The organism is Pseudomonas hygromyciniae (assembly GCF_016925675.1).
Lineage (GTDB): Bacteria > Pseudomonadota > Gammaproteobacteria > Pseudomonadales > Pseudomonadaceae > Aquipseudomonas > Aquipseudomonas hygromyciniae.
In genome coordinates this window covers 3459532-3484680 of record NZ_CP070506.1, presented here as the reverse complement: position 1 = coordinate 3484680, position 25149 = coordinate 3459532, and the positions used below count along the sequence as shown (strand labels likewise).

At 59.4% G+C, this 25149-nt stretch carries 16 protein-coding genes and 4 pseudogenes; 4 read left to right on the top strand and 16 right to left on the bottom strand.

Going from position 1 to position 25149, the window contains the following annotated elements; genetic code table 11:
* Positions 1 to 45: 45 nt before the first annotated feature.
* The 6 genes and pseudogenes from JTY93_RS15195 to JTY93_RS15170 all read right to left on the bottom strand — a co-directional run.
* Positions 46 to 360 (bottom strand): annotated as a pseudogene (locus JTY93_RS15195) (siphovirus Gp157 family protein); the annotation flags it as partial.
* A 22-nt stretch (positions 361 to 382) separates the two neighbouring features.
* A pseudogene (locus JTY93_RS15190) lies at positions 383 to 5336 on the bottom strand (hemagglutinin repeat-containing protein).
* Between the two features lie 104 nt (positions 5337 to 5440).
* The gene (locus JTY93_RS15185; protein WP_205475930.1) at positions 5441 to 7153 is read right to left on the bottom strand and encodes a ShlB/FhaC/HecB family hemolysin secretion/activation protein; all 1713 of its coding nucleotides are present in this window, start codon (positions 7151 to 7153) and stop codon (positions 5441 to 5443) included.
* A gap of 681 nt (positions 7154 to 7834) precedes the next feature.
* A pseudogene (locus tag JTY93_RS15180) lies at positions 7835 to 7996 on the bottom strand (integrase); the annotation flags it as partial.
* Between the two features lie 320 nt (positions 7997 to 8316).
* Positions 8317 to 9945: a methyl-accepting chemotaxis protein gene (locus JTY93_RS15175; protein ID WP_205475931.1), complete on the bottom strand. Its 1629-nt coding sequence runs from the start codon at positions 9943 to 9945 to the stop codon at positions 8317 to 8319.
* Positions 9946 to 11119: 1174 nt separating this feature from the next.
* Positions 11120 to 11662, bottom strand: a complete 543-nt coding sequence (locus tag JTY93_RS15170; protein WP_205475962.1) for a histidine phosphatase family protein — start codon at positions 11660 to 11662, stop codon at positions 11120 to 11122.
* A 395-nt stretch (positions 11663 to 12057) separates the two neighbouring features.
* Here JTY93_RS15170 and JTY93_RS15165 point away from each other — a divergent pair, with 395 nt between their 5' ends.
* Together JTY93_RS15165 and JTY93_RS15160 are read left to right on the top strand one after the other, a co-directional pair.
* Positions 12058 to 12378, top strand: coding sequence for a hypothetical protein (locus JTY93_RS15165; RefSeq protein WP_205475932.1), 321 nt, complete (start codon positions 12058 to 12060; stop codon positions 12376 to 12378).
* Positions 12379 to 12511: 133 nt separating this feature from the next.
* Positions 12512 to 12883 (top strand): hypothetical protein, encoded by a 372-nt coding sequence (locus JTY93_RS15160; protein ID WP_240344161.1) that lies wholly within the window; start codon positions 12512 to 12514, stop codon positions 12881 to 12883.
* 29 nt (positions 12884 to 12912) lie between these two features.
* Here the strand turns inward: JTY93_RS15160 and JTY93_RS15155 are convergent, their stop codons facing one another.
* Both JTY93_RS15155 and JTY93_RS15150 read right to left on the bottom strand, forming a co-directional pair.
* Positions 12913 to 13062 (bottom strand): hypothetical protein, encoded by a 150-nt coding sequence (locus JTY93_RS15155; protein WP_205475933.1) that lies wholly within the window; start codon positions 13060 to 13062, stop codon positions 12913 to 12915.
* Positions 13063 to 13155: 93 nt separating this feature from the next.
* A complete protein-coding gene (locus JTY93_RS15150) occupies positions 13156 to 13905 on the bottom strand; it encodes an endonuclease (RefSeq protein WP_511218626.1) in 750 nt (249 codons plus the stop codon).
* Between the two features lie 266 nt (positions 13906 to 14171).
* Here JTY93_RS15150 and JTY93_RS15145 point away from each other — a divergent pair, with 266 nt between their 5' ends.
* Positions 14172 to 14603, top strand: coding sequence for a hypothetical protein (locus tag JTY93_RS15145; RefSeq protein ID WP_205475936.1), 432 nt, complete (start codon positions 14172 to 14174; stop codon positions 14601 to 14603).
* A gap of 95 nt (positions 14604 to 14698) precedes the next feature.
* Here the strand turns inward: JTY93_RS15145 and JTY93_RS29130 are convergent, their stop codons facing one another.
* A complete protein-coding gene (locus JTY93_RS29130) occupies positions 14699 to 14914 on the bottom strand; it encodes a DUF6434 domain-containing protein (protein ID WP_222933912.1) in 216 nt (71 codons plus the stop codon).
* A 31-nt stretch (positions 14915 to 14945) separates the two neighbouring features.
* Positions 14946 to 15551 carry a hypothetical protein gene (locus JTY93_RS15140; RefSeq protein WP_205475938.1) on the bottom strand — a complete coding sequence of 202 codons (606 nt, stop codon included), beginning with the start codon at positions 15549 to 15551 and terminating at the stop codon, positions 14946 to 14948.
* A gap of 489 nt (positions 15552 to 16040) precedes the next feature.
* Here JTY93_RS15140 and JTY93_RS15135 point away from each other — a divergent pair, with 489 nt between their 5' ends.
* Positions 16041 to 16829 (top strand): aminoglycoside phosphotransferase family protein, encoded by a 789-nt coding sequence (locus JTY93_RS15135; RefSeq protein WP_205475940.1) that lies wholly within the window; start codon positions 16041 to 16043, stop codon positions 16827 to 16829.
* Between the two features lie 177 nt (positions 16830 to 17006).
* Here JTY93_RS15135 and proP read toward each other — a convergent pair whose 3' ends face one another.
* The 6 genes and pseudogenes from proP to JTY93_RS15105 form a co-directional block, all read right to left on the bottom strand.
* Positions 17007 to 18509: a glycine betaine/L-proline transporter ProP gene (gene proP / locus JTY93_RS15130; protein ID WP_205475941.1), complete on the bottom strand. Its 1503-nt coding sequence runs from the start codon at positions 18507 to 18509 to the stop codon at positions 17007 to 17009.
* Between the two features lie 130 nt (positions 18510 to 18639).
* On the bottom strand, positions 18640 to 19911 hold the full coding sequence (locus tag JTY93_RS15125) for an NAD(P)/FAD-dependent oxidoreductase (RefSeq protein WP_205475944.1): 1272 nt from the start codon (positions 19909 to 19911) through the stop codon (positions 18640 to 18642).
* A gap of 2 nt (positions 19912 to 19913) precedes the next feature.
* Positions 19914 to 21485, bottom strand: a complete 1572-nt coding sequence (locus JTY93_RS15120) for an aldehyde dehydrogenase (NADP(+)) (RefSeq protein WP_205475945.1) — start codon at positions 21483 to 21485, stop codon at positions 19914 to 19916.
* Between the two features lie 55 nt (positions 21486 to 21540).
* A complete protein-coding gene (locus JTY93_RS15115) occupies positions 21541 to 22488 on the bottom strand; it encodes a dihydrodipicolinate synthase family protein (RefSeq protein WP_205475947.1) in 948 nt (315 codons plus the stop codon).
* A gap of 44 nt (positions 22489 to 22532) precedes the next feature.
* Complete coding sequence (locus JTY93_RS15110) at positions 22533 to 23459, bottom strand: 4-hydroxyproline epimerase (protein WP_205475949.1); 927 nt, start codon at positions 23457 to 23459, stop codon at positions 22533 to 22535.
* Between the two features lie 26 nt (positions 23460 to 23485).
* Positions 23486 to 25104, bottom strand: a pseudogene (locus tag JTY93_RS15105) (APC family permease).
* Positions 25105 to 25149 lie beyond the last annotated feature (45 nt).

Here is a 25149-nt window from a genome sequence, read left to right as displayed (position 1 = left end):
ATGACCGCCGTCATAACGCCACTTTTTCTACAAAATCATGGTGTCTTACTTGATCCGTATGGAGCTGTCACCGCGCTCGAGGTGTGCCCAGATGGGCTCTTCGAGCAGTTCGTGCTCAGCATCTTCACCGGCGGCCATGCGTTTTCGTACGGCTACGTTCTGCTCTCGGATTTCCTTGAGCTTGGCCGCGATGGCGCGCTTGTCGGGAGAGAACACGGTTTTGGTGTCGATGAAGTCGTCCGGGATATCGTCCTCTTTATCGACGATGACCTTTTCGGGCGCTAGAGCCAAAGTGATCGTGAACAAGGGCCGCCTGATCGTTTTTATATCGGCGGCCTCCATGTTATTGCGCAGGTAGCCTCCTGCTTCCATGAGTGGATTGCTAATTGGCTTGCTGATCAATCCCGGCCTGTAACGCCTGGCTATCACTGTGCCCGCCGACCCTCAGCGGTCCAAGGTTGAAGGCTTGATCCTTACGTATGGCGTCGTCCTGTTTCTGGGTCAATTCGTCCTTGGCGCCCAGCACCAGGTTGACCGGTGACTTCGACAGGTTCAGCCCGACATCCGCTCGGTAATCGCTGCCGGCCAACGTCGTTGCCGTTACCTTGGAGCCACCCAGGTCGACCTTGCCCTGGTCCGCGCTGATCCGGGCGCCAGTCAGGTGGGTTTGGCCACTCACCTGCAGGTTGACGCCTTGCGTGCGGATGCCCGACGCTTGAGTGACGCTGTCTTTCACCACATGGCTGACGTCCAGGTTCAACGTCGGTGTGTAGGACGTGTTGCCGCTCTTGTCGCCGAACAGCACGTTTTCGGTGGTATTGGCCACCGAATTGCCGGTGGTGTTTTTGCCGTTGACGGCGTAGCTGTCAGTGGTTTTTGGCCAGACCTTTTCCTTGAGATCGGACAGGCGAGTGCCCACGGCATCCTTCTTGTCCGCCAGGTAAGCCTTGGCTTTGTCCACGTTCGTACCGAAGGCGCCGCGGGGCTCGGGGTTCACGTCGTAGCTACCGCTGCGAGTGAGTTTTTCGCCCAGGCGTTCCTTGGCGTTACCAACGCTGTTGACCACGCTGTCCTTGGCCGAGGCCAGGTGCTCGGTGCCCTTGTCCACGGCGTTCTCAAGCTTTTCGCGGTGCTTGTCAAACGCGCCCTCGGCCTTGGCTTGCACCTTGTCCTTGAGCGGGCCGCTGGCCTTGGCCAGTTTGTTGACCACGCCGGGCTGGTTTTTCTCGACATCAAGCTTGGCGTCGACGTTGACTTGGGTGCTGCTGACTTGATCCTTGCGGCTCTCAACGACGAGGTCGCCGCCGACATTGCCACTGACCTGCTCGGCTTCAATCCGCGCGCCGGCCAGATGGGTGTCACCGGCACTGTTGATCACCACCTTATTCGCCTTGATCAGGCTGTCGTGCTGGGTGGTGCCTTGCAGGTGATCAACGTCGACCTTGGCCCGCGCATTGATGCCGTGCTGGGTCTTGGGGGTGTCGTGTTCACCGGCGTCGGCCAGGGTGGTTTTGCCGCCGCTGCCGCCCGCGCCCAGGGTCACGCCCCAGCTGTTATGTGCCTGGGTCGATTGCGCCGACTCTTGCAGGATGCCGCCGTTTTGCGCATCCAGATTGACGCTGTCAGCCACCACCTGAGTGCCTTGCAGGTGGATGGCATCCGCCGCGTTGGCGCCGCTGGTGAGGCTCACCTTACCGTTGCTGTGCAACTGCCCGACGCTAACGCCTTGGTCGTTTTCGGCGACTTTGCCGATGTTGAAGTTGGCGCTCAGGCTGCCGGTGGTGCCGCTGCTTTCGGCGCTGCTGGTCTTGCCGGCACCGACCGTCAGGCCGCCGCCCAGGTTGCTGCCACTGCTCACGTGAGTATCGGTGGCTGCTTGCAGGTTCAGCTTGCCGCCAGCGTTGAGGCTGATGTCACCGGTCTTCGCGGTGCTGCTGCCGACCTGAGTGCCTTGCAGGGTCATGTCGCCACCGCTGCTGAGCTGGATCGGGCCGTTGCCCTGCAGCGTCGCGACACGCGCCTGGCTGTCCTGGGTGTTAAGGCGCTTGTCGTCCAGTTGCACACCGGCGCCGAGGTTGACGTTCGTACCGTTGCTGCCCGGCGCCGTGCCCACGGTCAATGAACCGCTGCCACGCAGGCTGTTATTGGTGTTGCTCTGGGTATCGCTGGCCCGGTTCAGCGCCAATTCGCCACCGCCTTTGAGGTTGACGCCCGCCTGGCCGCCGCTGAACTGGCTACCTTCATAACGCGCGTCGCCTTGGGTCTCGATGTTCACACCCTGGGCCCCGGCGTAGCTGCCGACCACCGCCGTGCTGCTGGATTCGCGCACATCGCTGCTGCCGCCTGCGCCATTGCCGCGCACGTTCAAGTCTTCACCGGTGGTGGTGTAGACGCGCACGCCCACTTTGGCGTCAACGCCTTGCTCGCTGCTGGTGTGGGTGTTGGCGGCGGCCGTGGCGAGGTGCTCGCCGGCATTGATCTTCAGCCCGCCCTCACTGGCGCGGTACTGGGTGCCTTCATCTTTCACGGTGTTGGCGACATTGACCTGCACCGTGCCACCGCTGAACTGGCTGACCACGGCGGTACTGTCCTGCTGTGTGCGGGTCTTGTTGGTATGGCCGACTTCCACATCGAGCCCGACATTCGGTTGCTCGAAGGCATCCAGCAGGCCGGGCTGATGGAATTTGGCCTGGGCCACGCCGTCGACGGCTTTTTCGATCGGCCGGGTGATGCCTTTGTATTCAACATTGGCGCCGACGTCGGCGGTCCAACCATTCTCTTTGTGGTTGCTGGTCTTGGTGTTATGCGCCGCCTGGTTATCGACCTGCGCCGCGTTGACCTGCAACTCAGAACCGGCCTTCACCTGCGCGCCCTGGCTGGTCAGGGTGTTGCCGGCGTTGATCGTCAGCGTGCCTGCCGACGCAATGCTGCTGGTTTGCGCGGTGGTTTTGAGGCTGGTGTCATTGCTGCTCTGGTGGCTGAACTGCGCACCATTGCCGGCTCGATCCAGGCCGCCGGTGTAATAGACGCCGCCAGCGGTGGTGGTGGTGTCGGTTTGGCTACGGGTGCTGTCATCGGTCGCCAACAGCTCGACGTTTTTGCCGCTCACGGTCGCATCGCCCTGGGCCGCCTTCAGCTCGGAACCCTTGATGCTCACGTCGCCACCGGCCGTGACGGCCAGGCTGCCGCCGCTGAGGCTGGAAGCTTGCTGCTGGGTAGTGTCGGTCTTGCTGGCGTGCTGCTGGTCTGCATAGTTCACACCCGCGCGGTACTGACGCGTGCCGTCGGCGGTTTCCCTTGGCGTAGCTATCGAAACCCCGCGTGTGAGTGCTGGTAGTGGTGTGAGAGGTGTTTTCAGCCGACGCGACGTTGATGTCACCCTTGGCATTCGCTTGCAGTTCGCCTGCCGCAGAGACCTTGGAGCCGCTGACGCTGATGTCTTTGGCGCTTTGCAGTTTGAGGTTGCTGTCCGAGCGCAGGTTGCTGGCGACGACGGTGCTGTCCTTGAGGTTCTTGCGGCTTTCATCCTTGGTGATACCAAAGAACTTGCTGTCATTGCTGTAGCTATTGTCGTGGGAGGTGTCTTGCACGCCGTCGATCACCAGCGAGCCTTTGTCGCTGATGACGCTGGCCTGTTGGCCGCCACGCGCCTGGCTGCCGCTGATGCGCACATCGTCCGCCTTGACGATCAGCTTGCCATCGGCGTTGACCTTGCTGCCGGTGTTCAGGGTCTTGCCCTTATCGCCATCGCCGTTCTTGCCGAAGAAACTGCCGCCAGTCAGGTCGCCGGAGTAAGCGTTGTCGCTGCTGCTCTGGGTACGGCTGGCGCTGGTGATGTCGACTTGCCGAGCGGCCAATTGAATATCGCCCGCAGATTTCAGTTCGGCGCCTTGCAGTTGCAGTTTTTGCTGGCTAGTCAACTCCAGGGCTTTGCCGGCCTTGAGGCTGCTGGTGACGCTGCGCTGTTCGCTGCTGGAATTGTCCCAGTTGGCTTTCCACAGGTGCTTGCGGTGGTTGCCCTGGTCGCGGGTTTCGTGGGTTTCGGTGGCGGCGCTCAGTTGCAGGTCGGCGCCGCTGTTGACGCGTAATGCGTCGCCTGCTTCGACCTTGCTGGCCTTGATCTCGGTGTTGGCGCCGGACAACAGCGTGGCAAGTTGTTGTGCGACGACGTTGTTGCCGTGCTGACGCGAGTCCTTGTCGGTGGTGGTGCGGTCATAGGTTTCGTAGGTGAACAGGAAGTTGCTGTTGTTCCACTGCTCACGTTTTTCCTGAAGTTTTTTGCTTTCCAGGCTGCTGAGGGTGAGGTTGCGGCCGGCGTCTAGCTTGACGTTGCGCCCGCCGACGTCGGTGGCGGCGAGGTTCAAGTCTTTGGCACTGTGCAAGTCGACATCGCCCTGGCGGCTCTGCACACCGGCGCGGGTGGCGTCGAGGCTGTTGGCGTAGACCTGGCCGCTGATATCGAGGTCGCCGGCCGAGCTGACCTTCACCCCATCACGACCCTCGACTTGCACCGCGCCCACGCGCACCCCGGCACCTTCGGCGGTGCTGATGATGTTGATACGGCCGGCCTGCATTGCTCCGAACAGTCGGGCGTCGATACGCTGGTCCTGGGTTTTGCTCGCCGGGTCGACCTGGCGCACCTGGCCGCTGGCGTAGTCGACCTGATTGCGGCCGACCGTGAGGTTCAATTGGTCACGCGCACTGAGGCGCCCATCGCTGTCAATACGCGGCGCGATCAGGTTGATCGAACCCGCGCCGTTTTGCAGGCCCTGGCCTTGCACCGTCAGTTGGCCGCTTGCATCGCGAGTGTTCAAGCCTTGCAGCTTGCCGTCGTTCAGTTCAGGGCGGCCCACTACCAGGTTGGCATTTGGGGTGTTGATGAAACTGGCGCCGTTGACGGAAATGCCATTGGGGTTGGCCAGCACATAATCGGCAGCCCGGCCAAAAATCTCCTGAGCGCCGTTGATGGCCGAGGCGTTGCGGCTCACCACTTCGTTGAGGATCACGCTCGCCGCCTGGCCCTGGAACTGCGGGTTGGCCGCCAGCTGCCCGGCGAGTTGCGATTGACCTGCCTGCAAGGCGTTGTTCAACACCACGCCCTGGCGGTCGACGTTGTAGTCCAGGAACTGGTTATGGGACAGGCCGCCGGCATTCGGCGCGACGATGTTGACGATGGGCACGCCGCCCTGGTTTTGCAGCTGCGGCGTACCGCCAGGCCCTTCGACGACGGTTAAGCCACCGGCCAGTACCAGCTGCGGCAGCAGGAACAGGCTGGCGATGGCCCAGCGCAGTTTGCCCTGGGGTGAAAGGTGAAACGTATGGGTGTCAGTCGGCATAAATAAATTCGCTCTGTGTTGGCTGATCCGCGACGTGCGTTGTTCGTTGCAACGCTGCTGTGGTGGTCAGGTACGGCGGTTAACTCAGGCTAAACAGGTGTTGCTCAAATCTGCACGCTAAGGCGCGTCAGCCAGACCTCCCGCTCCTGGCTAAACCCTGTGGGCGTGTTGAGGTTGCGTTGGTAATCGAGGTCCAGTTGCACGTTTTTCCAGCTCAGGTTGAGCCCTGCACTGGCACCGCTCAGGCGCTGGCTTTGAGCGCCGTGTTCGCGCTTGATCCAGCCGTTGTCCAGGCCCAGGCGCGGGGTGATTTTTACCGGCAGGTCGCTGGTGAGCGGCAGGCGCAAGGTGTTGCGCCATACCGCGCCGATGGCCCCGGACGCGATGTTGTCGCGGTAGCCACGCACCGCCGAATCGTCGGTGCCCAGCAGTTGTTCGATGGCAGGCAACGCATCCGGGCTGTATTGCGCCGACAGCTGGCTCTGCCACTGCCACGGTTGCCCCAGCCATTGGCCGTTGCGCCATTGGGTGAGGTTGGCGCGGTACTTATGGAATTGCGCCTGGGGCAGGTTTTTTTGCGTTTGGTCAGCATCACGGTCGGCGCCAAACCATGTCAGGCCTTGGGCGTAATTGACGTCGAGGTTCCACACTGCGCTGTTGAGCCAGAACAGATTCAGGCCAGCCTCGGCCACTGTCAGCGTCGGGCTCTGGATGCCTAAGCGAACCTTTTGCAGGTAGCTGTCGACGTCCTTGTAGGCCAGTTGCAGGTTGGCGCTGAGTTGATGGCCCTGGTCGCGCCACAGCACGCGGTCGGTGCGCAAACTGACCTGGTCGGTACGGCCGCTGTTGTAAAGCGTGGCGCGGCTGAGCTTGAACGGCGTGCGGTATTCGTTGTGGCTGGCGAACAGGCTGTAGGTCCAGTACCCGTAAGGGATGGAATAAAACAGGCTGTTGCTGCGGCTGTAGCGCGGCCCGTGGTTGAGCGTGTCGCTGAAGCTCAGGTTGAGCGAATCGTTGAGCTCCAGCGGGCTGTCCAGGCTCAGGTTGATGGCATTGCGATCACGCCCCGTGCCGGCACTGCCGAGGTTATCCACTCCAAGCCCCAGCCCCCAGCGTGACGCCGTGCTGCGCGAGCGCAGGATGATGCGCGAGGCGCCAGCTTCACTGCCAGGGGCGATGTCGGCGGTGAGGTCCACCGAACGCAGGCGGTTGAGCTGGTCCAGGCCTTGCTCCAAGTCGCGCAGGTTCAGCGGCTTGCCGAGCATCCCGGGGAACGCGCCGCCTAACGACACCGGCAGGCTCTGGTCGGCCAGTTCGATGGCTTCGAGGTAGCCCTCTTCGACGTGAATATCCAGCGACTGCCCGGCCGCCGGCGGGCTGATCAGGTACGGGCGGCTGGCGATATAGCCGGCTTGCACATACAGCTGGGTGATCTCGGCCAGCAGGCGGTTGATCTGGGTGACGCCCATGCACGGCGCCACGTAGGGTTCGATGCGTTTGTTCAGCTCAGCCTTGCTGAACAGCGTGACCCCGGCCAGGCGCGTGCCACTTAGCGGCCAGCAGCGTTCATCTTTGGCGATGTCTGTTGGCAAGGCCGGCGTGGCCGCTTGTGTACCGAAACTACCGCGTTGCAGCTGTCGTTGGCGTTGTTCCAGGTGTAATTGCTGCAAGTCGCGCTGCTGTTGTTGCTGCAAGCGCAGCGCTTCCTGGCCCGCTTGCCGCCCATCGGCGGCGGCCGGCAGCGCGCACAGGCAGAGCAGGGCGACGCCCAGGCTCTGGATACAACACAAGCGTTGGGTTGAGGGCTGATTCGGCACTCGACATCCTTAACGTAGAAATACGCACAATCCATACCCCTTGGCCAAAGGGTGAACTCAGGGACTTTGCACAGTTGAGCCATCATTAAACGGTTTGTTCATCAGTGGCAGGATTTTTTACGTAAAACGTGGGGAATGCCGCGTTATTCACAAAATAAATGCATAGAGGTGGTGCGGGAGGGCCAGGCGATAACTCCTTGGGCGTTTCATGAGGCGATTTCTGCCCTCATTCTGCTGACTCACCGATCAACCCTGCCTTTCAGACGTATTTACCCCTTTGCCTTTTACAAATGCGGCTGGGGGGGCATAGGACAAACGCCACGAATCGTGGGCTATTTGGTAGCTTGTGTGCGGTCGGCAGGCCGCCGGGGCGGGGAGTAATCATTTCTGCAACCTGATGTGCACCCCTTGAGTTATGGGGCTTTCAGCGCGTCGATATAAGGAGTGATGCAGAAATGGTAAAAAGGTTAACTTGCTGTATTTAAAGAAAAAATCGCCAGTCTTGAAAGCCGGTGAACGTTAATAGCGTTCTCAGGGTTCGAATCCCCGGTTTCCCGCCAAGATTCACACTAAAGCCCCGCGATTGCGGGGCTTTAGTGTTTCTGGGGTTTGGCTGCGGCGGGCTTGTACTTGCTCGGAGTTCCATAACTATTATGGAATCGTTCCAGAACTTTTCTATTTTTACGGCACCGCAGTGGCGCCGAGACTTCTGTAAACGCGCTTTGTGATCTGCTGATTGCTATGCCCCAGCAGCAGGCTCGCGTGGCCGATATCCACGATTTCCGACGCCGCCTTGGGTCGAATATCTCGGAACTGAAACCCACTGATCTTTGCAGGGAGTGTCGGCCCTTGTGGTACCAGTAGGTAGTCGCCTTCAACGTCATCAGTGCGCATGACAAAGCTCAGGTCAGTTTTGCAACTAGCAAGAGCGTTATCGGAGGCCTTGAGCCCTGTCCGAAGCTTGTCGCGTTCGATAGACAACTCAGCGTGCATTCTCACCAGGCCGTAGATGTCCTCTCGGGCTTTGTGAAGCTGCAGCTGCAGTTCCTGAATCTCACTCTCCAGGAGCTGCGTGTGTTGCTTGTGCATTTCAAGCGGCACAGGGCATCCAAGTCACTCCACCGCCGGCTCTCTTCTTTAAATGGATCTCTGCGTTACTTTCCTTAAAGCGAAAATCTTGCCACCAGTGTGCTCATGTCAACAGATAGGCGTAAAAGCTCAGAACTCGCAGCCGCAGTTTGGCGGGCCCCCGTTGCGCTCTGGATAGAAAGGTCGCGAATACTCATTAGGTTTCCGTCCACCGAACGGGCTACTTGGGCCTGCTGCTCGGAGGCAGTCGCTATCATCATGTTCATTTCGTTCATTTCGTTTATTTCGTTTATAGCTTTCGATATCAGGGTCAGCGCCGCGCCGGCTTCGTGAGCAATCGTCAGGGTTCCTTCCGCCTGTCCGCAGCTTTCACTCATAGCTTTCGTCGCCTGTGCTGTACCCTTGAGAATGCCGCCGATCATCTGCTCAATTTCTTGGGTGGATGTCTGAGTTCGATGTGCGAGAGCCCTGACTTCGTCGGCAACTACCGCAAAACCGCGTCCTTGCTCTCCGGCTCGCGCAGCTTCAATTGCTGCGTTCAAGGCCAGTAGATTGGTCTGCTCTGCAATCGTGCGGATAACTTCCAGTACCTTGCTTATGTCCTTGGACTGGACCGCCAAGCGCTCTACGTCGGCGCTGGTGTTCTGTATCGTCTCGCTAAGGCTTTCGATGGCGTGGACGGTGCTTGTCACCCTGGCGGCGCCAGTGCGTGTCGATTGGTCAGATGACTTAGCGGCATCGGATGCGGAGGCGGCATTACGAGCGACCTCATCAACCGCAGCGGTCATTTGGTTCACAGCAGTGGCCGCCTGATCGATTTCGTTGTTCTGACGCAGCAAACCTCGGCTGGACTCTTCAGTAGCGGCGCTCATCTCTTCAGAAGCTGATGCCAGTTGAGTTGATGAGTCGCCAATGAGCTTGATCGTATCGCGCAGATTACTCTGCATGATCTGTGTTGAGCGCAATAGGTCTGAAAATTCGTCATTGCCCGTCACCTTGATAGTGCTGCGGAGATCACCCTTGGCGATGGTCTCATTAATCAGCAACATTTCGCGCAATGGGGTGATAATGCTTTTGGTGAATAGCACAGCCAACACAATAGTCGCCAGTGCCGCTGTCAAGATGATAAAAACTACAAACTTCAAGCCGCTTTGATAGGTATCCTCGGAGACACGGCCAGCATTACCGGCCTCGTCTATATTCATTTTGACAAGCCCATCTGCTGCTTCTGAGAGACGCCTAGTGATAGGCGTAATATTTTCATTCGTAAATGTTTGTGCTTCCGAAAGAGCGTTGCGGTTGACGAGTGCGTTAACTTGATCAAGCGCTACAAAAAAATCTTCACCATTATCTGAAACGGCCTTGAACAATTGACCCTCTTTCTCGCTGGCGACAAAGTGTGCATAGGCTTGGATCTCGTTTTTTAAGTTGTCGCGCGCAGCTCTGATGGTTTTTAGTGTGTTGGTCAGGTCTTGCGGGTCAGTCTGATATATCAACCGCCGGTTTTCTAAGCGTAGCTGTAACGTGGCCACATTGATTTTTTCTGCAACGAGAATGCTTGCCAATGAGTCCTCTTCCAGACTCTTGGCGGTCTCTCGGATCTGCCCCATTTTCCAGACGGAAACACCGCCTAGCGTGACCAATAATAGAGCAATGAACGCAAAGCTGAGTATTGCGCGCACAGATACTCTTAAGTTTCTCATTTCACCACTCCAAAAATTAGCTTTCAATTAAGTATCGGCTTACGCAAGCGAAGCATGAGTGTGTGAGCAGTAAATGCCCGAATAAATTTCTGGACGAGCTTGGTGGCTATGGCTGAGTACAACGTTGGCAGTCCAATGCTAGGCCTGTATAAGTTCTCACTTAGGTTTGAGTGAATGCCTCGTCTTGAATTTACGGGGTTTGAAATATTTCTTTTCGGCTTTTTGACTAGATATCAAAATTGGTGCGCAAAAAATACTTAAAACTTAAGGTTTTCAAAAAAAACATTCATTTGGCCGCTTTTTTTCTATTTTTTTTAAAGTGGCACGCGAATGGATTGGCCTATAGGTATTTTAAGTTATATCTAAGTTTGCGGGTTGCGAGATTTGAGCAACGAACTACAGATATCAGGGCGCTCAATCAGGCTTATTGAGCACGGCTAAGGCTAGCTTGATGAGCTCTTCGTTCCGGTCGATGCTCAAGGTCCAGCAGGGAAATATAGGCCTCGATCACCCGAACCAAATGGTCTTCGGGAATGAGCTCGTCTGGTGAAACTGGAAATAGAGTGCCCATCACCAATGCCGGCGATAGAGAATTGATCGCGTTGCGGGCGTGCCAGGCGTATGTCAGGGCTCTCAACCGTTGCGGTCGTGAAAATTGGTACGGGCCAAAAAAGCCCCGAATTGGCCTATGATTCGGGGCTCCAGATTATACTTATGATATATAGGTTTTATTTGTAGGGTTTACTTGTTTTTTCGGGCGATTTCTATCATACTTTCCGTGGCTTTGTATGGTCAAGTAGGCCCTGATAGTGAGTAGTGCAAGGCAGAAAATCATGCCAAAGATAAATTGAAAAGTGGTCATGTGATTCCTCCAGAGCAACCAACCTTTGATTGTCTATTAAATGCGTAGTTTTTTTCTATTTATATAGTGTCTCTTATTGTTGCTAGTTGGCGATTTAATTTTTTTCGGTTGTGCTCGGCCGGCAGAACGCAGGGGTAGTGTTTTTTGCTGTCTAATTTTACCTAGTCGTACCGCGCATTCATTGGGCTTAAACGCGTTTAAATGTAGATAGAGTTTTAGGCGGAAAACTTATACGAGTCACGCAATGCGTGGATTATATACTGCTGCAGTAGCAGGCCTTTTCATGATGGTATTTGATGGGTATTGCATAACTTACTTCTGATGCATCTGATAGATCACTGCGCTCCAGTAGCGGTTTGCGTTACGCATCTGGCGAGTCCAGCCGCTAGCCTCTAGCTGCTTACCAATCATTCGATTCATGAAGCCATGGCCGAGCAACAAGACCGGCCCGGTGCTGGAAAGATCTTGAAGCTGTTGCGCGGCCTTGCTGGCCCGTAGCCTGGCCTGGCGGGCTGATTCGACCGTTCCTGAAAAACCACACAGCCATGAGATACGAAGGATAAATGCCCAGGTAAAGGGAGAGAGCCGCGGTAGTCTCCAGCGGCCATGGGGCAGTTGTGCTTCACAGAATACAGCGTCTACCACACTAGGCTGAAGGCACAGCGCCCTTACGGATGTCAGCGCTCGCGGGGCACTACTCGATACGATCACCTGAGCGCTCGCCGCCAGTTGCACGCTAGCCTGCGGCGCGGGCTGGTTGATGATTTCGGATAAGTTGTAATGCTCGATCCAGTGTTTCATTTCGGCTAATGAAACCTTGCCGCTCATTGTCAGTTTCGGCTGGCCATGGCGCATCAGGATGATCTCCCTGTTCACTGTGTTTACGTCCTTGTCTTGCGGATTTGTGCAGATGCAGGATGGGTTTTTTGGGTATTAGATACCAGGTGACTACTGAGTAGATAGCACATTGAGTCGAAAGGGTACCCTCTAGGCAATAGGCGCGGGAGCGGCATCTAAAAAAATAACCAGGGTGTTTTATAATAGGCAATGAGCCACTAGCCCATCTGTGCTAGTTCTCTCGTGAAGGGATAAGTGCTAACTTTTTGACTTTATTTTTGTAGTGAAAGAGGGTTCTGTGTTTAGTGCCTCCTTTAAGAGTCTATTGGTCGCGATAATTAATAAGCGCCCATTTCCCCATCGGAGCCAAAGTTAGGGCGCGCTTAACCATATTGGAACTCAGGAGAGTGATCATGAATTACCGATGCCTGCTGCCCATGCTTCTACTGGCTGGTTGTATTTCGCAACCCAATCATCAGGTTGTCAATTGGGGGGATGGGGCCTGTCCAAAGCCCGCCCCAGGGAGCATTTCGGCCACCAATCATCTGGTGATTGAAGATGGCAAGACGCTGAAATGCCAAATTCGCCCTTATGTCTGGAACATGGCTTGCCAAGGGATCGTCGACGGAGAAACGCAAGGCGTTATTTGTCAGGATAATGGTGGGGGGCAGATGATTTTCTTGTTTGACGACAAAGGAGTGTTGACTAACCATCGCAGTTTGAAGGCCGGCTAGGGATATTCAGGGCTGCTGCGCCTGGACCTCATCCCGCCAACGAGCATGAATGACCGATGCAGCGAGTAGCGTTGTGGCAATGTGGATTGCAATGGGTTATTAAAGCTGCCGACTATTCGCTGGGAAGCTATCAATGCGTTATTTACTGGGATGTATGGTTTTGCTGGCGTGCGCAACTGCGGTCGGGGATGACGCGCAACTGAAACAGTGGGAAAAGATGGACCGCTGCTCGACTGCCGCGTTTATCGCGGTGTCTATCCTTGAAGAAAGCGAGGACACCTACAAACAGGCAATCGCTCTACATGGGGCGATTAATGGGCTCAAGAACAATACAAAGCTGGAAGAGACAAACCCGACTGAGAACGAAATGACGGGCGCCTACAACATGGCGCTACGGATCTCCCACACGATGCCACGTCCCTTCGGCAACCGCGGTCATGATTGGCTCGTCGCCCAAGCTGCAACCGCATGCACCTTGTGGGTTCCTGAAGTCAAACCGCAGTAAGTGCTGCCGATGGCGCTGGGGCCCCGGGCTTACATGCCCAGGGTAGGAATGGTCACCTGGCCACATTCGATGAGTTGGCCTGCGGTTACTTGAAGCACATCATTGGGTTTTGCGGCGTACCCGGCAGAAAAGCCGATGGTCAGCAGCGCGATATAGAGCAGGGATCTTCTTAAAGTCATCGGGAATTCGCTGAGTCATGGGTATGAAAACATGCAGCACTGATTCCCGATTGTACAAAAGGTTCCTGGCGTGCGGGTTCTGCTAGGCGCGACCTACGAAAGCAGCACCACACGGGCGCTCTCGAATAGCACGGGCCGTACAAGAATTTTGTAGCTGTCAGCATCGAACGCCTGCGGTGGCAGGGCCGGCGCCAACCGGGCTTCGGTCTCCGAGGTGTAAGTCCCGATGTACCGCCAGTTGTCCACGACGTGGTATTGCTCCATCTGGCCATGGCGTTCATGCAGCGCAATGGCGGCGGGGTAAGGCCAGCGATGGACGGCCCAGTGCGCCAACGCCAGCAGCAAACGCTCGGTGTGGGCTGCATGGGTTTCATCGCCCCGGCATGCTCCGGCGCATTTACGGATCTGCGCGCGGAAACAGCCCTTTGCGCTGGGTGGTTCTATACCCAGCAGGCCATGGCAGAGACGGTGCTCGTCGGCGAGCAGCATCAACGCTTCGATTGCCATGCGTCGGCTGCGAAACAGCCCGTACAACTGTGGCCCCTCAGCCAGCGCGGTGGTGTCGATGATCTCGAGTTTGCCGTTGTGCAGGCGCAGCGAGCACAGGCGCCGCTGCCTGCGCAGGCGTTTGTTCTTCAGGGGCTGCATCTCTTTGATCAGGCGCGACTCCAGCAACAATGCACCGATTTCCCCTGCGGTCTGCTGGTACTCGATCCGCTGTGCCTGGCGCAACATGCGCGCTTCTTCTGGGTTGCGCAGGTGCGCCAGCAGGCGGCTGCGAAGATCGACACTTTTACCAATGTACAACGGCATCGACTCGCCTTGCGCGTAGAAGAAATACACGCCAGGTGCGCGCGGTGCCGCCTCGGCCTGGGCGCGAAGGTGGGCAGGGTACTCGAAGGGTGGGGCGGGGGAGAGTCGGGCGTAGAGGCATGCCCGATATAGTGCGGCATCATCTGGCGCAAAGGGTAGCCGCCGGTCGGTCCAGTCTCGCGGCAGTCAATAGGATTGCGGCGTCGGGGCCGCTTGCATTGTGCTGATCGCCAGTGCGAGAGGGGGCGTGATACCTTTGCGCGCAATGTGGCTAATCGGCATCAGGGAGTGATGGAATGGGAAACGTATACAACACGGCACTGCTGGTCGCTGCCGGGCTTAACCTGCTGGTGGCGCTGATGCATATCGGGGTCATCATCAAAGGGCCGTCCTGGTATCACCTGTTTGGTGCGGGTGAGCGTTTTGTACGTGCGGCCAAGGCCGGTCGCCGCTTCCCGGCCGTGGTGACGGCGGGGATTGCCCTCGTGCTCGCCGCGTGGTCGGCCTATGCGCTGTCCGGCGCTGGCGTGATCGATCCCTTGCCCCTGCTGCGCCCTGCGTTGTGCGTAATCACCCTGGTCTACCTGTTGCGTGGGCTGTTGGGCCCATTCGTGTTGGCCGGCACAGGCCGTAGTACGCGCTTTATTATGATTAGTTCGGGGATTTGCGTGGTGTATGGGCTGGTGCACCTGGTGGGGCTGGTGCAGGTGTGGAATACCCTGGCCTAGCGCTGGCAGTGCCTGGGCTATCGCAGCCTCGAGCTGCCACACGGTTCTTCAGACCCTGCAAGGTTACTGATCCAATTCCCTCCCCATCGATGCGCCTAAGGCCGGGATGACGACTTCCGATTCCAATGATCCGCCACATCCCCCATGGTCAAGGGCGCGCCACTCTTGATCCAGGCCATGAACGCCCGATCGAACTTGAACGACTCCCCGCACTCGCCGACGAGGAATCGGCGGACCTTCTGCGTATTCCTGTAGTGCGGGTCCAGTGGGGTGTCTCGGGTGATGGGCCCCGAGTGCCAGTCGAAGGTCATTGCCATTCCTTGGGTGATGGAGTTTTTTGATTCAACAATTGAAGACCGGAGCATAGCGCTCTTCACGTTTTTTGAAGTGAATCGGCGCCATCGGCACTTTTTCACCGTTTACGAATATAGCCGGGAAGGTGAGGGTGAAGTCATCCATATCACCCTTGCCCAACGCCGTCCCCTTGCGGCTGCTGCTGGATTGTTCCTTGGGGTCAAAACCGGTTTCCAATTGCTCGATACTGACTTGATAGGTTTCACCCGTCGCCAGCGTTACGGTGACTAGGGGTGAGGCGGCGCTGACCCACAGTGGCGGGTCGGTCTGTTGATAGGCCGCCCGGCGTTCATCCGGGGTGTTCAGGTTGCGCAGGCGCGGGGGGGTGTAAAGCCGACCAAACAGACGCAGTTCGGTATCGGTTGAGCGCAGCTTGTCTGGCCAGCTGGATGTTCCTGGCGGTGCTACATAGACCAATACGTGAACCCAATCGAGCGCTTCCGAGCGTGGGGCAAAGCTCATTGCGGCTTTCGGGCCGGGGCAGGTGCGTTCGAGTAGAGCCTGTGTACCCAGTGTCGATTGCGGATGCAGATACGGCCCGGTGCTGCATCCTGCAAGCAGCGCCAGGAGGAGATAGAAGATGTATTGCTTCATTGGGGCCAACTCCATTTGTCGTAAGCGCAACTATGTCATCTGCGCGATGAATTCTCATCAGCACTGTGCAGTATTCTCTGGCGAGAAAGATTATCGATTGCCAGGCTCTGAGATAAACTTCCCAGATTATTGAAAGGGACCATTGCGGCAATGGAACTGAAATCGTCGAGCAGAAGTATCCACGTTCTGGGCTACGGCATCCTGGCTGCCGGCCTGGTGTGCCTTATTCTTGCGCTGTTCAGCACACAAGGGCGCAAGTGAGCGGATGCGTAAATTTATGAAGTATCTCTCGACCTTGAATCTCGCAATGGAACGCTTTCTGAGTCGGTTTACCCGCACGCAGTTCCTGTGCGCCGCCATTGCGTTTACCGCGCTCAACTTCGGATTGGACTGCACCGTTGCTTCGTATAACGCTATCTACCTGTCCATGCTCAGCGGTTGGCTTTTTGCCATGGGTTTTGTGAGGTTCAGGTCTAGACCGTGATGGGTATGTTTGATCACTACTTGAAGCGATGGGACCTGGTTGTCGACGGTGACGCATTCGCCTCGCGCAACGGCATTCTACTGCCCGTTCGCCAGCACGGCATGCCTGCCATGCTCAAAATCTCTCAAATAGCCGAAGAGCAGGCCGGCAGTGTGCTGATGGCCTGGTGGGACGGCGAAGGTGCAGCCCCCGTACTGGCCCAGGACGGCGAGGCTTTGCTCATGGCGCGTGCGTTGGGCTCGGCCTCGCTTCTACAGATGGTCAATGACGGCCGGGATGAGCAGGCCACTCGCATCCTGTGTGGCGTAGCCGCGCGCCTGCATGCACCACGGGCCAAGCCGACTCCCGCATTGGTTGCACTGGAGCAGTGGTTCGCGGCGCTATGGCCTGCGGCGGCGAGGCACGGCGGCATTCTTGAGCATTGTGCGAGCACTGCACGCGAACTCCTGGCGGCCCCCCAGGATGTCACGGTACTGCATGGCGATATTCACCATGGCAATGTGCTGGATTTTGCCGCGTCCGGCTGGCTCGCGATTGATCCCAAGGGCCTCTACGGCGAGCGGGGCTTTGATTATGCCAATCTGTTCTGCAACCCCGATGAACGCGCCCTGGCCCCGGAGTGCTTTGCGCGGCGGACCGAAGTGGTCGCCAGTGTTTCGGGTATCGAGCGGCGCAGGCTCCTGCAATGGGTGCTTGCCTGGGCAGGGTTGTCATCAACCTGGATGCTTGAAGAGGGGGATGAGCCGGGAATCACCCTCGGCGTGGCGCAACTGGCGGCGGCGGCGCTGCGGTGATCAGTAAGCTGTCGCAATCGCCATCACACCCCCTGTTGGAGCTGGCTTGCCAGCGATAGCGCCGGACCGGTCGCCGACAAAGTGACTGACCCACCACCATCGCTGGCAAGCCAGCCCCTACATTTTTTGCGGCCCAGCAAAGCGCGCTGCCTGATCGAGATCCCTTTTGGGAGCGGATCAGTCGATCCGCGGATGCTGTTGCGCCAGGTTCTGGCGCTTGGCTTCCAGTTCGGCGATCTGCTCGTCGAGGTCTTCGATCTTTTGCTCGATATTGTCGTGATGCTCCTGCAGCAGTTCCCGCGCCTCTTCGATGTCCGACGCCGCCGGGGCCGCGCCGCGCAGGGGTTTGTTGGCGGTTTCCTTCATGGTCAGCCCGGTGACCAGACCTACCAAGGCAATCACCATCAAGTAATACGCCGGCATGTACAGGTCGTTGGTGCTTTCCACCAGCCAGGCAACGGCGGTCGGGGTCAGGCCGGCGATCAGCACCGAGATGTTGAACGCACTGGCCAAGGCGCTGTAGCGGATGTGGGTGGGGAACATTGCCGGCAGGGTGGACGCCATCACGCCGATAAAGAAGTTCAGCACCACCGCCAGCATCAGCAACCCGGCGAAGATCAACCCGAGCTTGCCGCTGTTGATCAGCATAAACGCCGGAATCGCCAGCGCCAGCAGGCCGATGCTGCCGGCGATGATGAAAGGCCGGCGCCCGACTTTGTCGCTGATAAAACCGATCATGGGTTGCACGAACAGCATGCCGACCATGATCGCGATGATGATCAGCACGCCATGGTTTTCGCTGTAGTGCAGGTTGTGCGTCAGGTAGCTGGGCATGTAGGTGAGCAGCATGTAATAGGTGACATTCGTCACGGCCACCACGCCGACGCAGGTCAGCAGGCTGCGCCAATGCTTGGTGGCGACTTCCTTGAACGACACGCGCGGGCCGCGGGCCAGGCCTTCGCGGTCCCCTTGTTCGAGTTTCTCGACATGTTGTTGGAAGGCCGGAGTCTCTTCCAGGGCGTGGCGCAGGTACAGGCCGATCATGCCCAGGGGCAGGGCGAGGAAGAACGGCAGGCGCCAGCCCCACTCCTGGAATTGCTCTTCGCCCAGCACGCTGGAGATCACCACCACCACCCCCGCACCGAGCACGAAGCCTGCGATGGAGCCAAAGTCCAGCCAACTGCCAAGGAAGCCGCGCTTGCGGTCGGGGGCGTATTCGGCGACAAAAATCGAGGCCCCGGTGTATTCACCGCCCACCGAGAAACCCTGGGCCATCTTGGCCAACAACAACAGGATCGGCGCCCAAATGCCTATCGAGGCATAGGAGGGAATCAGGCCGATGGCAAAGGTGCTGATGGACATGATCACGATGGTGGCCGCAAGGACTTTCTGCCGCCCGTACTTATCCCCCAGCGCACCAAAGAACAGGCCACCCAGGGGGCGGATCAGGAAGGGCACGGAAAAGGTCGCCAGCGCCGCGATCATCTGCACGCCGGGGTCGGCGCCGGGAAAGAACACCTTGCCCAGCACATAGGCCACGAAGCCATACACCCCGAAGTCAAACCACTCCATGGCATTGCCCAGCGCTGCTGCGGTGATCGCCTTGCGCATCTTGGCGTCGTCGACAATGGTGATGTCTTTCAACCCGATAGGGCTGACACTTTTCTTGCGCGATTTCATACAGGTCACTCTGTTGCTGATCGGTGTCGATGCCATTGTTTTAATGGCATGGTCTACTGGGTCAGATACATGAGGACACTAAATAATTCACCGCTTTATATTTTTTTTGCTAGGCCCCTGCAAGGGGCTGTCAGAAACGGTCCAGTCGATAGCGCTCCAGCGCGGGCAATCCCGCAGGTTGGGGCATGTAGACCGGTGAGAGCAGTTGCGCGATCAGCTCGGCAGTGACGGCCGCTTGCGTCAACCCCAGGTGTTGATGGCCGAAAGCAAGCAACACCTTGCCGCCGCACACTCGGTCGATGATCGGCAGCGAGTCTGGCAACGAGGGCCGAAAGCCCATCCACGGCGTGGCGTCCTCAGCGCTCAACTCATGACGCAACAGGCCGTGGCTCAGCCGATGCAACTGCCAGGCGCGCTGCATGTTCGGCGGCCGGTCGAGGCCGGCGAATTCCACGGTGCCAGCCAGCCGCAGGCCATCGGCCATGGGCGTCATGATGAACTTGCGTTCCAGTGAGGTGACGGCGAAGGGCAAGCGCTCTTGCTCATGGGGCAGCATCAGGTGGTAACCGCGCTCGGTGTCCAGGGGCACCTTTTTGCCGGTCAGCGCCTGGGTGAGCCTGGCCGAGTGGGCGCCGCAGGCGATCAACACCTGGCGGGCGGCCAAGCGGCCCAGGTCGGTGATCAATGTAACGCCCTGTGCCTGCAACTGGCCGTCCTGGACCTGTCGCTTGAGGAATGTCACGCCGCAGGCCTTGGCGGCCTCGACCAGTTCGCAAACCACGCGATATGGATCGAGGAAATGCCCGGTCCGGGGAAAGAACAATCCGCCCTGGATTCGTTCGCTCAATTGCGGTGCGGCCTTTCGCACGGCGTCCGCCGACCAGTAGTCCACCGGCACCTGTTGCTGGGTCATGCGCGCTTGCAAACCTTCAATCGCTTGGCGCGACTCGGCGCGCTCGAACACCAATAGCGAACCGTCCTCACGGAGCAATTCAGGTCGGGCCAAGGTTGCCAGCAAGCGCTGCCACGCACTCAGGCTGCTTTCATTGAGGGCACGGATGCCGGCAACCGAACGCTGGTAGGCGGTGGGGCGCAGGTTCAGCAGCAGGCGGGTAAACCAGGGCAGGGCCCGGGGCAGGTATTTCCAGTCCAGGCGCAGTGGGCCCATGGGGTCCATGAGCATGGCGGGCAGGCGCATCAGGATCGACAGGTCGGCGATGGGGAACACCTGTTCGGTCGCCAAATGCCCGGCATTGCCGAACGAAGCGCCCATGCCCGGTTCCTGCTGATCGATGACCACTACTCGGCGGCCCTGGCGCGCCAGTTGTAGCGCGCAGGCGACGCCGATAATGCCGGCGCCGACCACCGCAATGTCGATCTCGGGTTGAGGGTTTTCGAGCATGTTCAGGCTTCTCTCTGGCCGTCGAGCAAGCGCCGCAACGCGAGCGGATTGTCTTGTTTGAGGGCTTCGGGCAGCAGGCTGTCGGGGAAGTCCTGGTAGCACACCGGGCGCAGGAAACGCAGGATCGCGGCCGTGCCCACCGAGGTCGAGCGTGAGTCCGAAGTCGCGGGGAACGGCCCGCCATGCACCATGGCATCACACACCTCGACTCCGGTCGGCCAGCCATTGACCAGCAATCGGCCCGCCTTGCGCTCAAGGGTCGGCAGCAATCCCTGTGCTTGTTCAAGATCGCCCTCATCCAGGTGCAGGGTGGCGGTCAGTTGGCCTTCGAGGTGTTCGGTCACCCGGCGCATTTCCCCATCGTCGACACATTGCACCAGCAACGCGGCGGCGCCGAAGACTTCACCTTGCAAATGCGGGTTGGCGAGGAAGTCTTGCGCGTGGGTGCTAAACAACTGCGCCTGGCATTGGTTCGAGCCTTGCGCTGGCAACCCGCTGGCCACGGGGTGGGCATGCTCGGCCAGTGCGCCGACGCCTGCTTCATAGGCCTGGAAGATGCCAGGGGTGAGCATGGTCTGCGCCGGACTGCGTTGCAGCAGGCTGCTGGCAACGCTGACAAACTGCTCCAGCTGCGCGCCCTGGACCGCAATCACCAGCCCTGGGTTGGTGCAGAACTGCCCGGCACCCTGGGTCAGTGAGGTGACGAAGCCTTGCGCCAGCGCCTCGCCGCGTGCCTTGAGGGCGGCAGGGAACAGATACACCGGATTGATCGAACTCATTTCCGCATACACCGGGATCGGCTCCGGGCGTGCCTGGGCCGCCTGGCATAAAGCGATGCCACCACTTTGCGAGCCGGTAAAGCCTACCGCCTTGATCCGTGGGTCGGTGACCAGGGCAATCCCCACTTCACGGCCAGAGCCGTATAGCAGGGAGAATACGCCTTCGGGCAGGCCACACTGCTTCACGGCACGGGCCAGCGCGCGGCCTACCAGTTCGCTGGTGCCGGGGTGGGCACCGTGTGCCTTGACGATCACCGGGCAACCGGCGGCGAGGGCTGAAGCGGTGTCACCACCGGCCACCGAGAACGCCAGCGGGAAGTTGCTGGCGCCAAATACGGCCACCGGCCCCAACGGCACCTGGCGTTGGCGTAGGTCGGCACGGGGCAGGGGCTGGCGGCCTGGTTGCGCAGTATCGATTCGCACGTCCAGCCATTCGCCGGCGCGTACGGTCCGGGCGAAGGTGCGCAGTTGCTGGCAGGTGCGCCCCCGTTCGCCCTGGATCCGCGCGTGGGGCAAGCCGGTTTCAGCCACGGCGCGCTCGATCAACTCATCGCCCAGGGCCTCGATTTCGTTGGCGATGGTTTCGAGGAATTCAGCGCGGGCCAGCAGCGATGTCTCGCGGTAGCTGTCGAAGGCTGACCACGCCAGCGCGCAAGCCTGGGCCACGTGTTCGGCCGAGCCGCCGGGATAGGCCGGCTCCAGCGCAGCGTTGGTGGCCGGGTTGAGGGCGCGCAGGGCAGCGCCGGTGCCGGGAATGGAGTGCTGACCGATCAGCATATTGCCTGTCAGAGTCATGGCCTGTTCCTGAAAAAAGAAGAAACGCCGCTGTGCACCAGCGGCGTACGAGCAGTCAGTCGACGTTCTGTTCTGCCGACCAGTTGGCGTACCACTGGCGGAACAGCGCGTACTGGTTCTCGGCATAGCGGCGCTGGGCATCGCTGAGCACATCGCTTGGGTTGAAGTGCAGGCTGTATTCCAGATCGCCATTGAGCACCATCAAGTGCTTGTAATAGAGCACCAGGTCGCAGCCTTCATCGAAGGACGACAGCACCGCCAGCGCGGCTTCCAGTTCACGGGCCTGGCGCCGCGCCTTGGCATCGCCCTTGGCGGCTTTCTTGCTCAGGGCCACCAGTTGCAGGACTTCCCGTGGCAGGGCGTTGCCGATACCAGTGATGGCGCCGGTGGCGTTGCAGTTGACGAAACCGTGCACCACTTGGGTATCCACACCCACCATCAGGGTCACGTCATCGTCCTTGGAGGTGATGTGTTCAGCGGCGTAACGCAGGTCTGCGCCGCCACCGAATTCTTTGAAACCGATCAGGTTCGGGTACTCGCGGCGCAGTTCAAAGAACAGGTCGGCGCGGGTGGCAAAGCCGTAGTAGGGGCTGTTGTAAATCACTGACGGCAGGTTCGGCGCGGCGCTGAGGATCGCCGCGAAGTGGGCCTTTTGCGCGGTGGCCGAGGCGCCACGGGACAGCACGCGCGGGATGACCATCAAGCCATGGGCGCCGACCTTGGCCGCGTGGGCCGCATGGGCGACGGCCTCACGGCTGTTGACCGCACCGGTGCCGACGATGGTCGGGATACCCGCCGCCACCAGGCGCGCCACGCCTTCCTGGCGCTGGGCTTCGGTGAGCAACGGCCAGTCGCCCATGGAGCCGCAATACACCACGGCGCTCATGCCGATATCGATCAGCTCGCGGCCCTTGGCGACCAGGGCGTCGAAGTCCGGCTGGCGCTCGGCGGTGCAGGGGGTCATCAGGGCTGGGATGCAGCCGGTGAAGATGTTATCGCTCATGGTTTTATCTCCTTGGAAGGGTCTGTTTAGAAGGTGCCGGGTGCTCAAATGCCCCAGGCGAAGGGATCCTGTTCGTCGATCAGCAAGGTGCTGTCGGCGGTCATGTAGGCGCGGCCGGTGATGAACGGGCGGATGCGTTCGCCCTCCCATTCAAAACGGCCTTCGAATTGGCTGGCGGTGATGCTGGCTTGTACCCATGGCTCGCCGGCCTGAAGCTTGCCATCGGCGGCCAGGCACGCCAGCTTGGCGCTGGTGCCGGTGCCGCAGGGCGAGCGGTCGTAGGCTTTGCCGGGGCACATGACGAAGTTGCGGCTGTCGGCCTGGTCGTCATCGGCGAACAGTTCGATATGGTCGATCAACGCGCCGTCTTCGCCATGGATGCCTTGGGCTTCGAGGGCCTTGAGCATGGCCCAGGTGAAGTCGGTGAGGGCATCGACATTGGCCATGTGCAAATCCTGGCCGTGCTCGGACACCAGGAAAAACCAGTTGCCGCCCCAGGCAATATCACCGTAGACACGGCCATACCCCGCCACATCCACCGGCACCTGCCGGCGATAGCGATAGGCGGGCACATTGCGCAAGGTCACGGCGCCATCCGCATGCAAGGTGGCGCTGACCGGGCCCACCGGCGTGTCGATGCTGTGTACCCCCGGCGCGATGTGCCCCAGGTAGTGCAACGAGGCGACCAGGCCGATGGTGCCGTGGCCACACATGCCGAGGTAGCCGGCATTGTTGAAGAAAATCACCCCGCAGGTGGCTCCCGCAGAGACCGGCTCGCAGTACAGCGCGCCGACCAGTACATCGTTGCCACGGGGTTCCAGCAGGCAGGCGCGGCGCCAGTGGTCGTGTTCGCTGCGCAGGTTTTCGAGCTTGTCGGCGATGCTCTGGCCGGCAAGCTGCGGGAAGCCATTGAGGATCAGGCGCGTCGGTTCGCCGCCGGTATGGGAGTCAATCACGTGCAATCGTTTCATCCAGATACTCCTTGGTGATTGGCCCGTTATGCGTTCGCCGGATGCATAACGGTAGCGGGCAGCACGGCTTCGCTTTCATCGTCTTCGTGTTCCAGTTCCACCAGGTGCGCCGGCACGCCGGTGGCGGCGCCCCAGTAGTAGATGCCCAGCGCGCAGGCGGCGACGACCAGGGTGTCGAAGGGATGGCTGAGCACGCCCAGGCCACCAAAACTGCCGAGCTTGGATAGCACCATGGTTACCGCGTAGAAGCCGATCAGCCACGCGCTGGAACGCACTTGCTGGGCGAGGTTCAGGTGCTGGGTCGGTACCAGGCGGCGGCACAGCAGGTACACCACAAACATCACGATTTGCAGGCCCAGCAGCCATGACACGGTGTTCCAGCCTGACCAGTAGACGATCAGCGCGGCGATGATGAACGACAGCGGGCCCAGCACATTCATCCACTTGACCCGGAACGGGCGCGGCATGTCGGGGGCATTGCGTCGCAGTGCGGCGACGCACACCGGGGCCACCGCGTAGCTCAACACCAGGGCGGCGGAGACCACGTTGATCAGCGCTTCCCAGGACGGGAACGGCAAGGTCCAGAACACTGACAAGCCAAAGGTCAGCCACAGCGCCGGGCGTGGGATACCGGACTTCTCATCAATGCGCGTAAAGATCTTGAAGAAGGTGCCAGTCTGCGCCCAGCCGTAGATCACCCGTGGCGTGGCGTTCATGTAGATGTTGCCGCAGCCGCTGGGGGAGATCACCGCGTCGGCCACCACCAGATAGGCCAGCCAACCCACACCCAATGCCAGGGCGATATCGCGATAGGGCAGCGCCAGTTCCTTGCTGATCCCGGCCCAGCCGTTGGCAAGCATTTCGGTGGGCACGCCGCCGAGGAAGGCCACTTGCAACAGCACATAAATCGCTGTGGACAGCAGCACCGAAAGAATCAAGGCAATGGGAATGGTGCGTTGCGGGTTTTTCACTTCGCTGGCCACCGAGATGATCGGCGTCAGCCCCAGATAAGCAAAAAATCACCCCGCCGGCGGACACCGCCATTTCAATCCCCGACAGGCCGAAAGGCGCAAAGCCCTGGGAGTGAAAGTTGGCCGGTTTGAAGAAGGTGAACAGCACGCCGATCACCAGCAGCGGCACGATGAACTTGAATACGCTGACCAGGTTATTGGCGATGGCGAACGTCTTGACGCTGCGGTAATTGAGCACGAAAAACAGGCAGAGCAGGCCGAACTGCACCAGCCAGCCGAGGGTGGTGGGGGTCGCTGGAGCCGGCCTTGGTCAACTCGGGAAACCAGGCGGCGGCATATTGCCTTGAGGCGACCACCTCAATCGCCACCAGGCTGGAAAACGCGATCAGTGTGATAAAGCCCATCAGGTAGCCCAGCAGCGGGCCGTGGGAATACACCGGGTAGCGCACCACGCCACCGGCACGGGGCAGGGCCGCGCCTAATTCGCAATACACAATGCCCAGCAGCAGCACGGCAAAACCGCCGAGTAACCAGGAAAAAATCCCGGCAGGACCTGCGATGGACGACACGTGACTGGCGGCAAACAACCAACCGGAACCGAAGATGGCTCCCAGTCCGATAAAGGTGAGGTCGATCAGAGACAGCTGTTTCTTGAACTTGCCTTGGGCTGACATAGCGGCGCCTTCTTGTGGGTTATTGGATAGGCATGCAGTGGCGCT

Excerpts from the sequence above, each read along its gene's own strand:
- JTY93_RS15175 (WP_205475931.1), bottom strand. The coding sequence starts at position 9,945 with ATGAGAAACTTAAGAGTATCTGTGCGCGCAATACTCAGCTTTGCGTTC.
- JTY93_RS15170 (WP_205475962.1), bottom strand. The coding sequence starts at position 11,662 with ATGCGCCATGGCCAGCCGAAACTGACAATGAGCGGCAAGGTTTCATTA.
- JTY93_RS15165 (WP_205475932.1), top strand. The coding sequence starts at position 12,058 with ATGAATTACCGATGCCTGCTGCCCATGCTTCTACTGGCTGGTTGTATT.
- JTY93_RS15160 (WP_240344161.1), top strand. The coding sequence starts at position 12,512 with ATGCGTTATTTACTGGGATGTATGGTTTTGCTGGCGTGCGCAACTGCG.
- JTY93_RS15155 (WP_205475933.1), bottom strand. The coding sequence starts at position 13,062 with ATGACTTTAAGAAGATCCCTGCTCTATATCGCGCTGCTGACCATCGGC.
- JTY93_RS15145 (WP_205475936.1), top strand. The coding sequence starts at position 14,172 with ATGGGAAACGTATACAACACGGCACTGCTGGTCGCTGCCGGGCTTAAC.
- JTY93_RS29130 (WP_222933912.1), bottom strand. The coding sequence starts at position 14,914 with ATGACCTTCGACTGGCACTCGGGGCCCATCACCCGAGACACCCCACTG.
- JTY93_RS15140 (WP_205475938.1), bottom strand. The coding sequence starts at position 15,551 with ATGAAGCAATACATCTTCTATCTCCTCCTGGCGCTGCTTGCAGGATGC.
- JTY93_RS15135 (WP_205475940.1), top strand. The coding sequence starts at position 16,041 with ATGTTTGATCACTACTTGAAGCGATGGGACCTGGTTGTCGACGGTGAC.
- proP (WP_205475941.1), bottom strand. The coding sequence starts at position 18,509 with ATGAAATCGCGCAAGAAAAGTGTCAGCCCTATCGGGTTGAAAGACATC.
- JTY93_RS15125 (WP_205475944.1), bottom strand. The coding sequence starts at position 19,911 with ATGCTCGAAAACCCTCAACCCGAGATCGACATTGCGGTGGTCGGCGCC.
- JTY93_RS15120 (WP_205475945.1), bottom strand. The coding sequence starts at position 21,485 with ATGACTCTGACAGGCAATATGCTGATCGGTCAGCACTCCATTCCCGGC.
- JTY93_RS15115 (WP_205475947.1), bottom strand. The coding sequence starts at position 22,488 with ATGAGCGATAACATCTTCACCGGCTGCATCCCAGCCCTGATGACCCCC.
- JTY93_RS15110 (WP_205475949.1), bottom strand. The coding sequence starts at position 23,459 with ATGAAACGATTGCACGTGATTGACTCCCATACCGGCGGCGAACCGACG.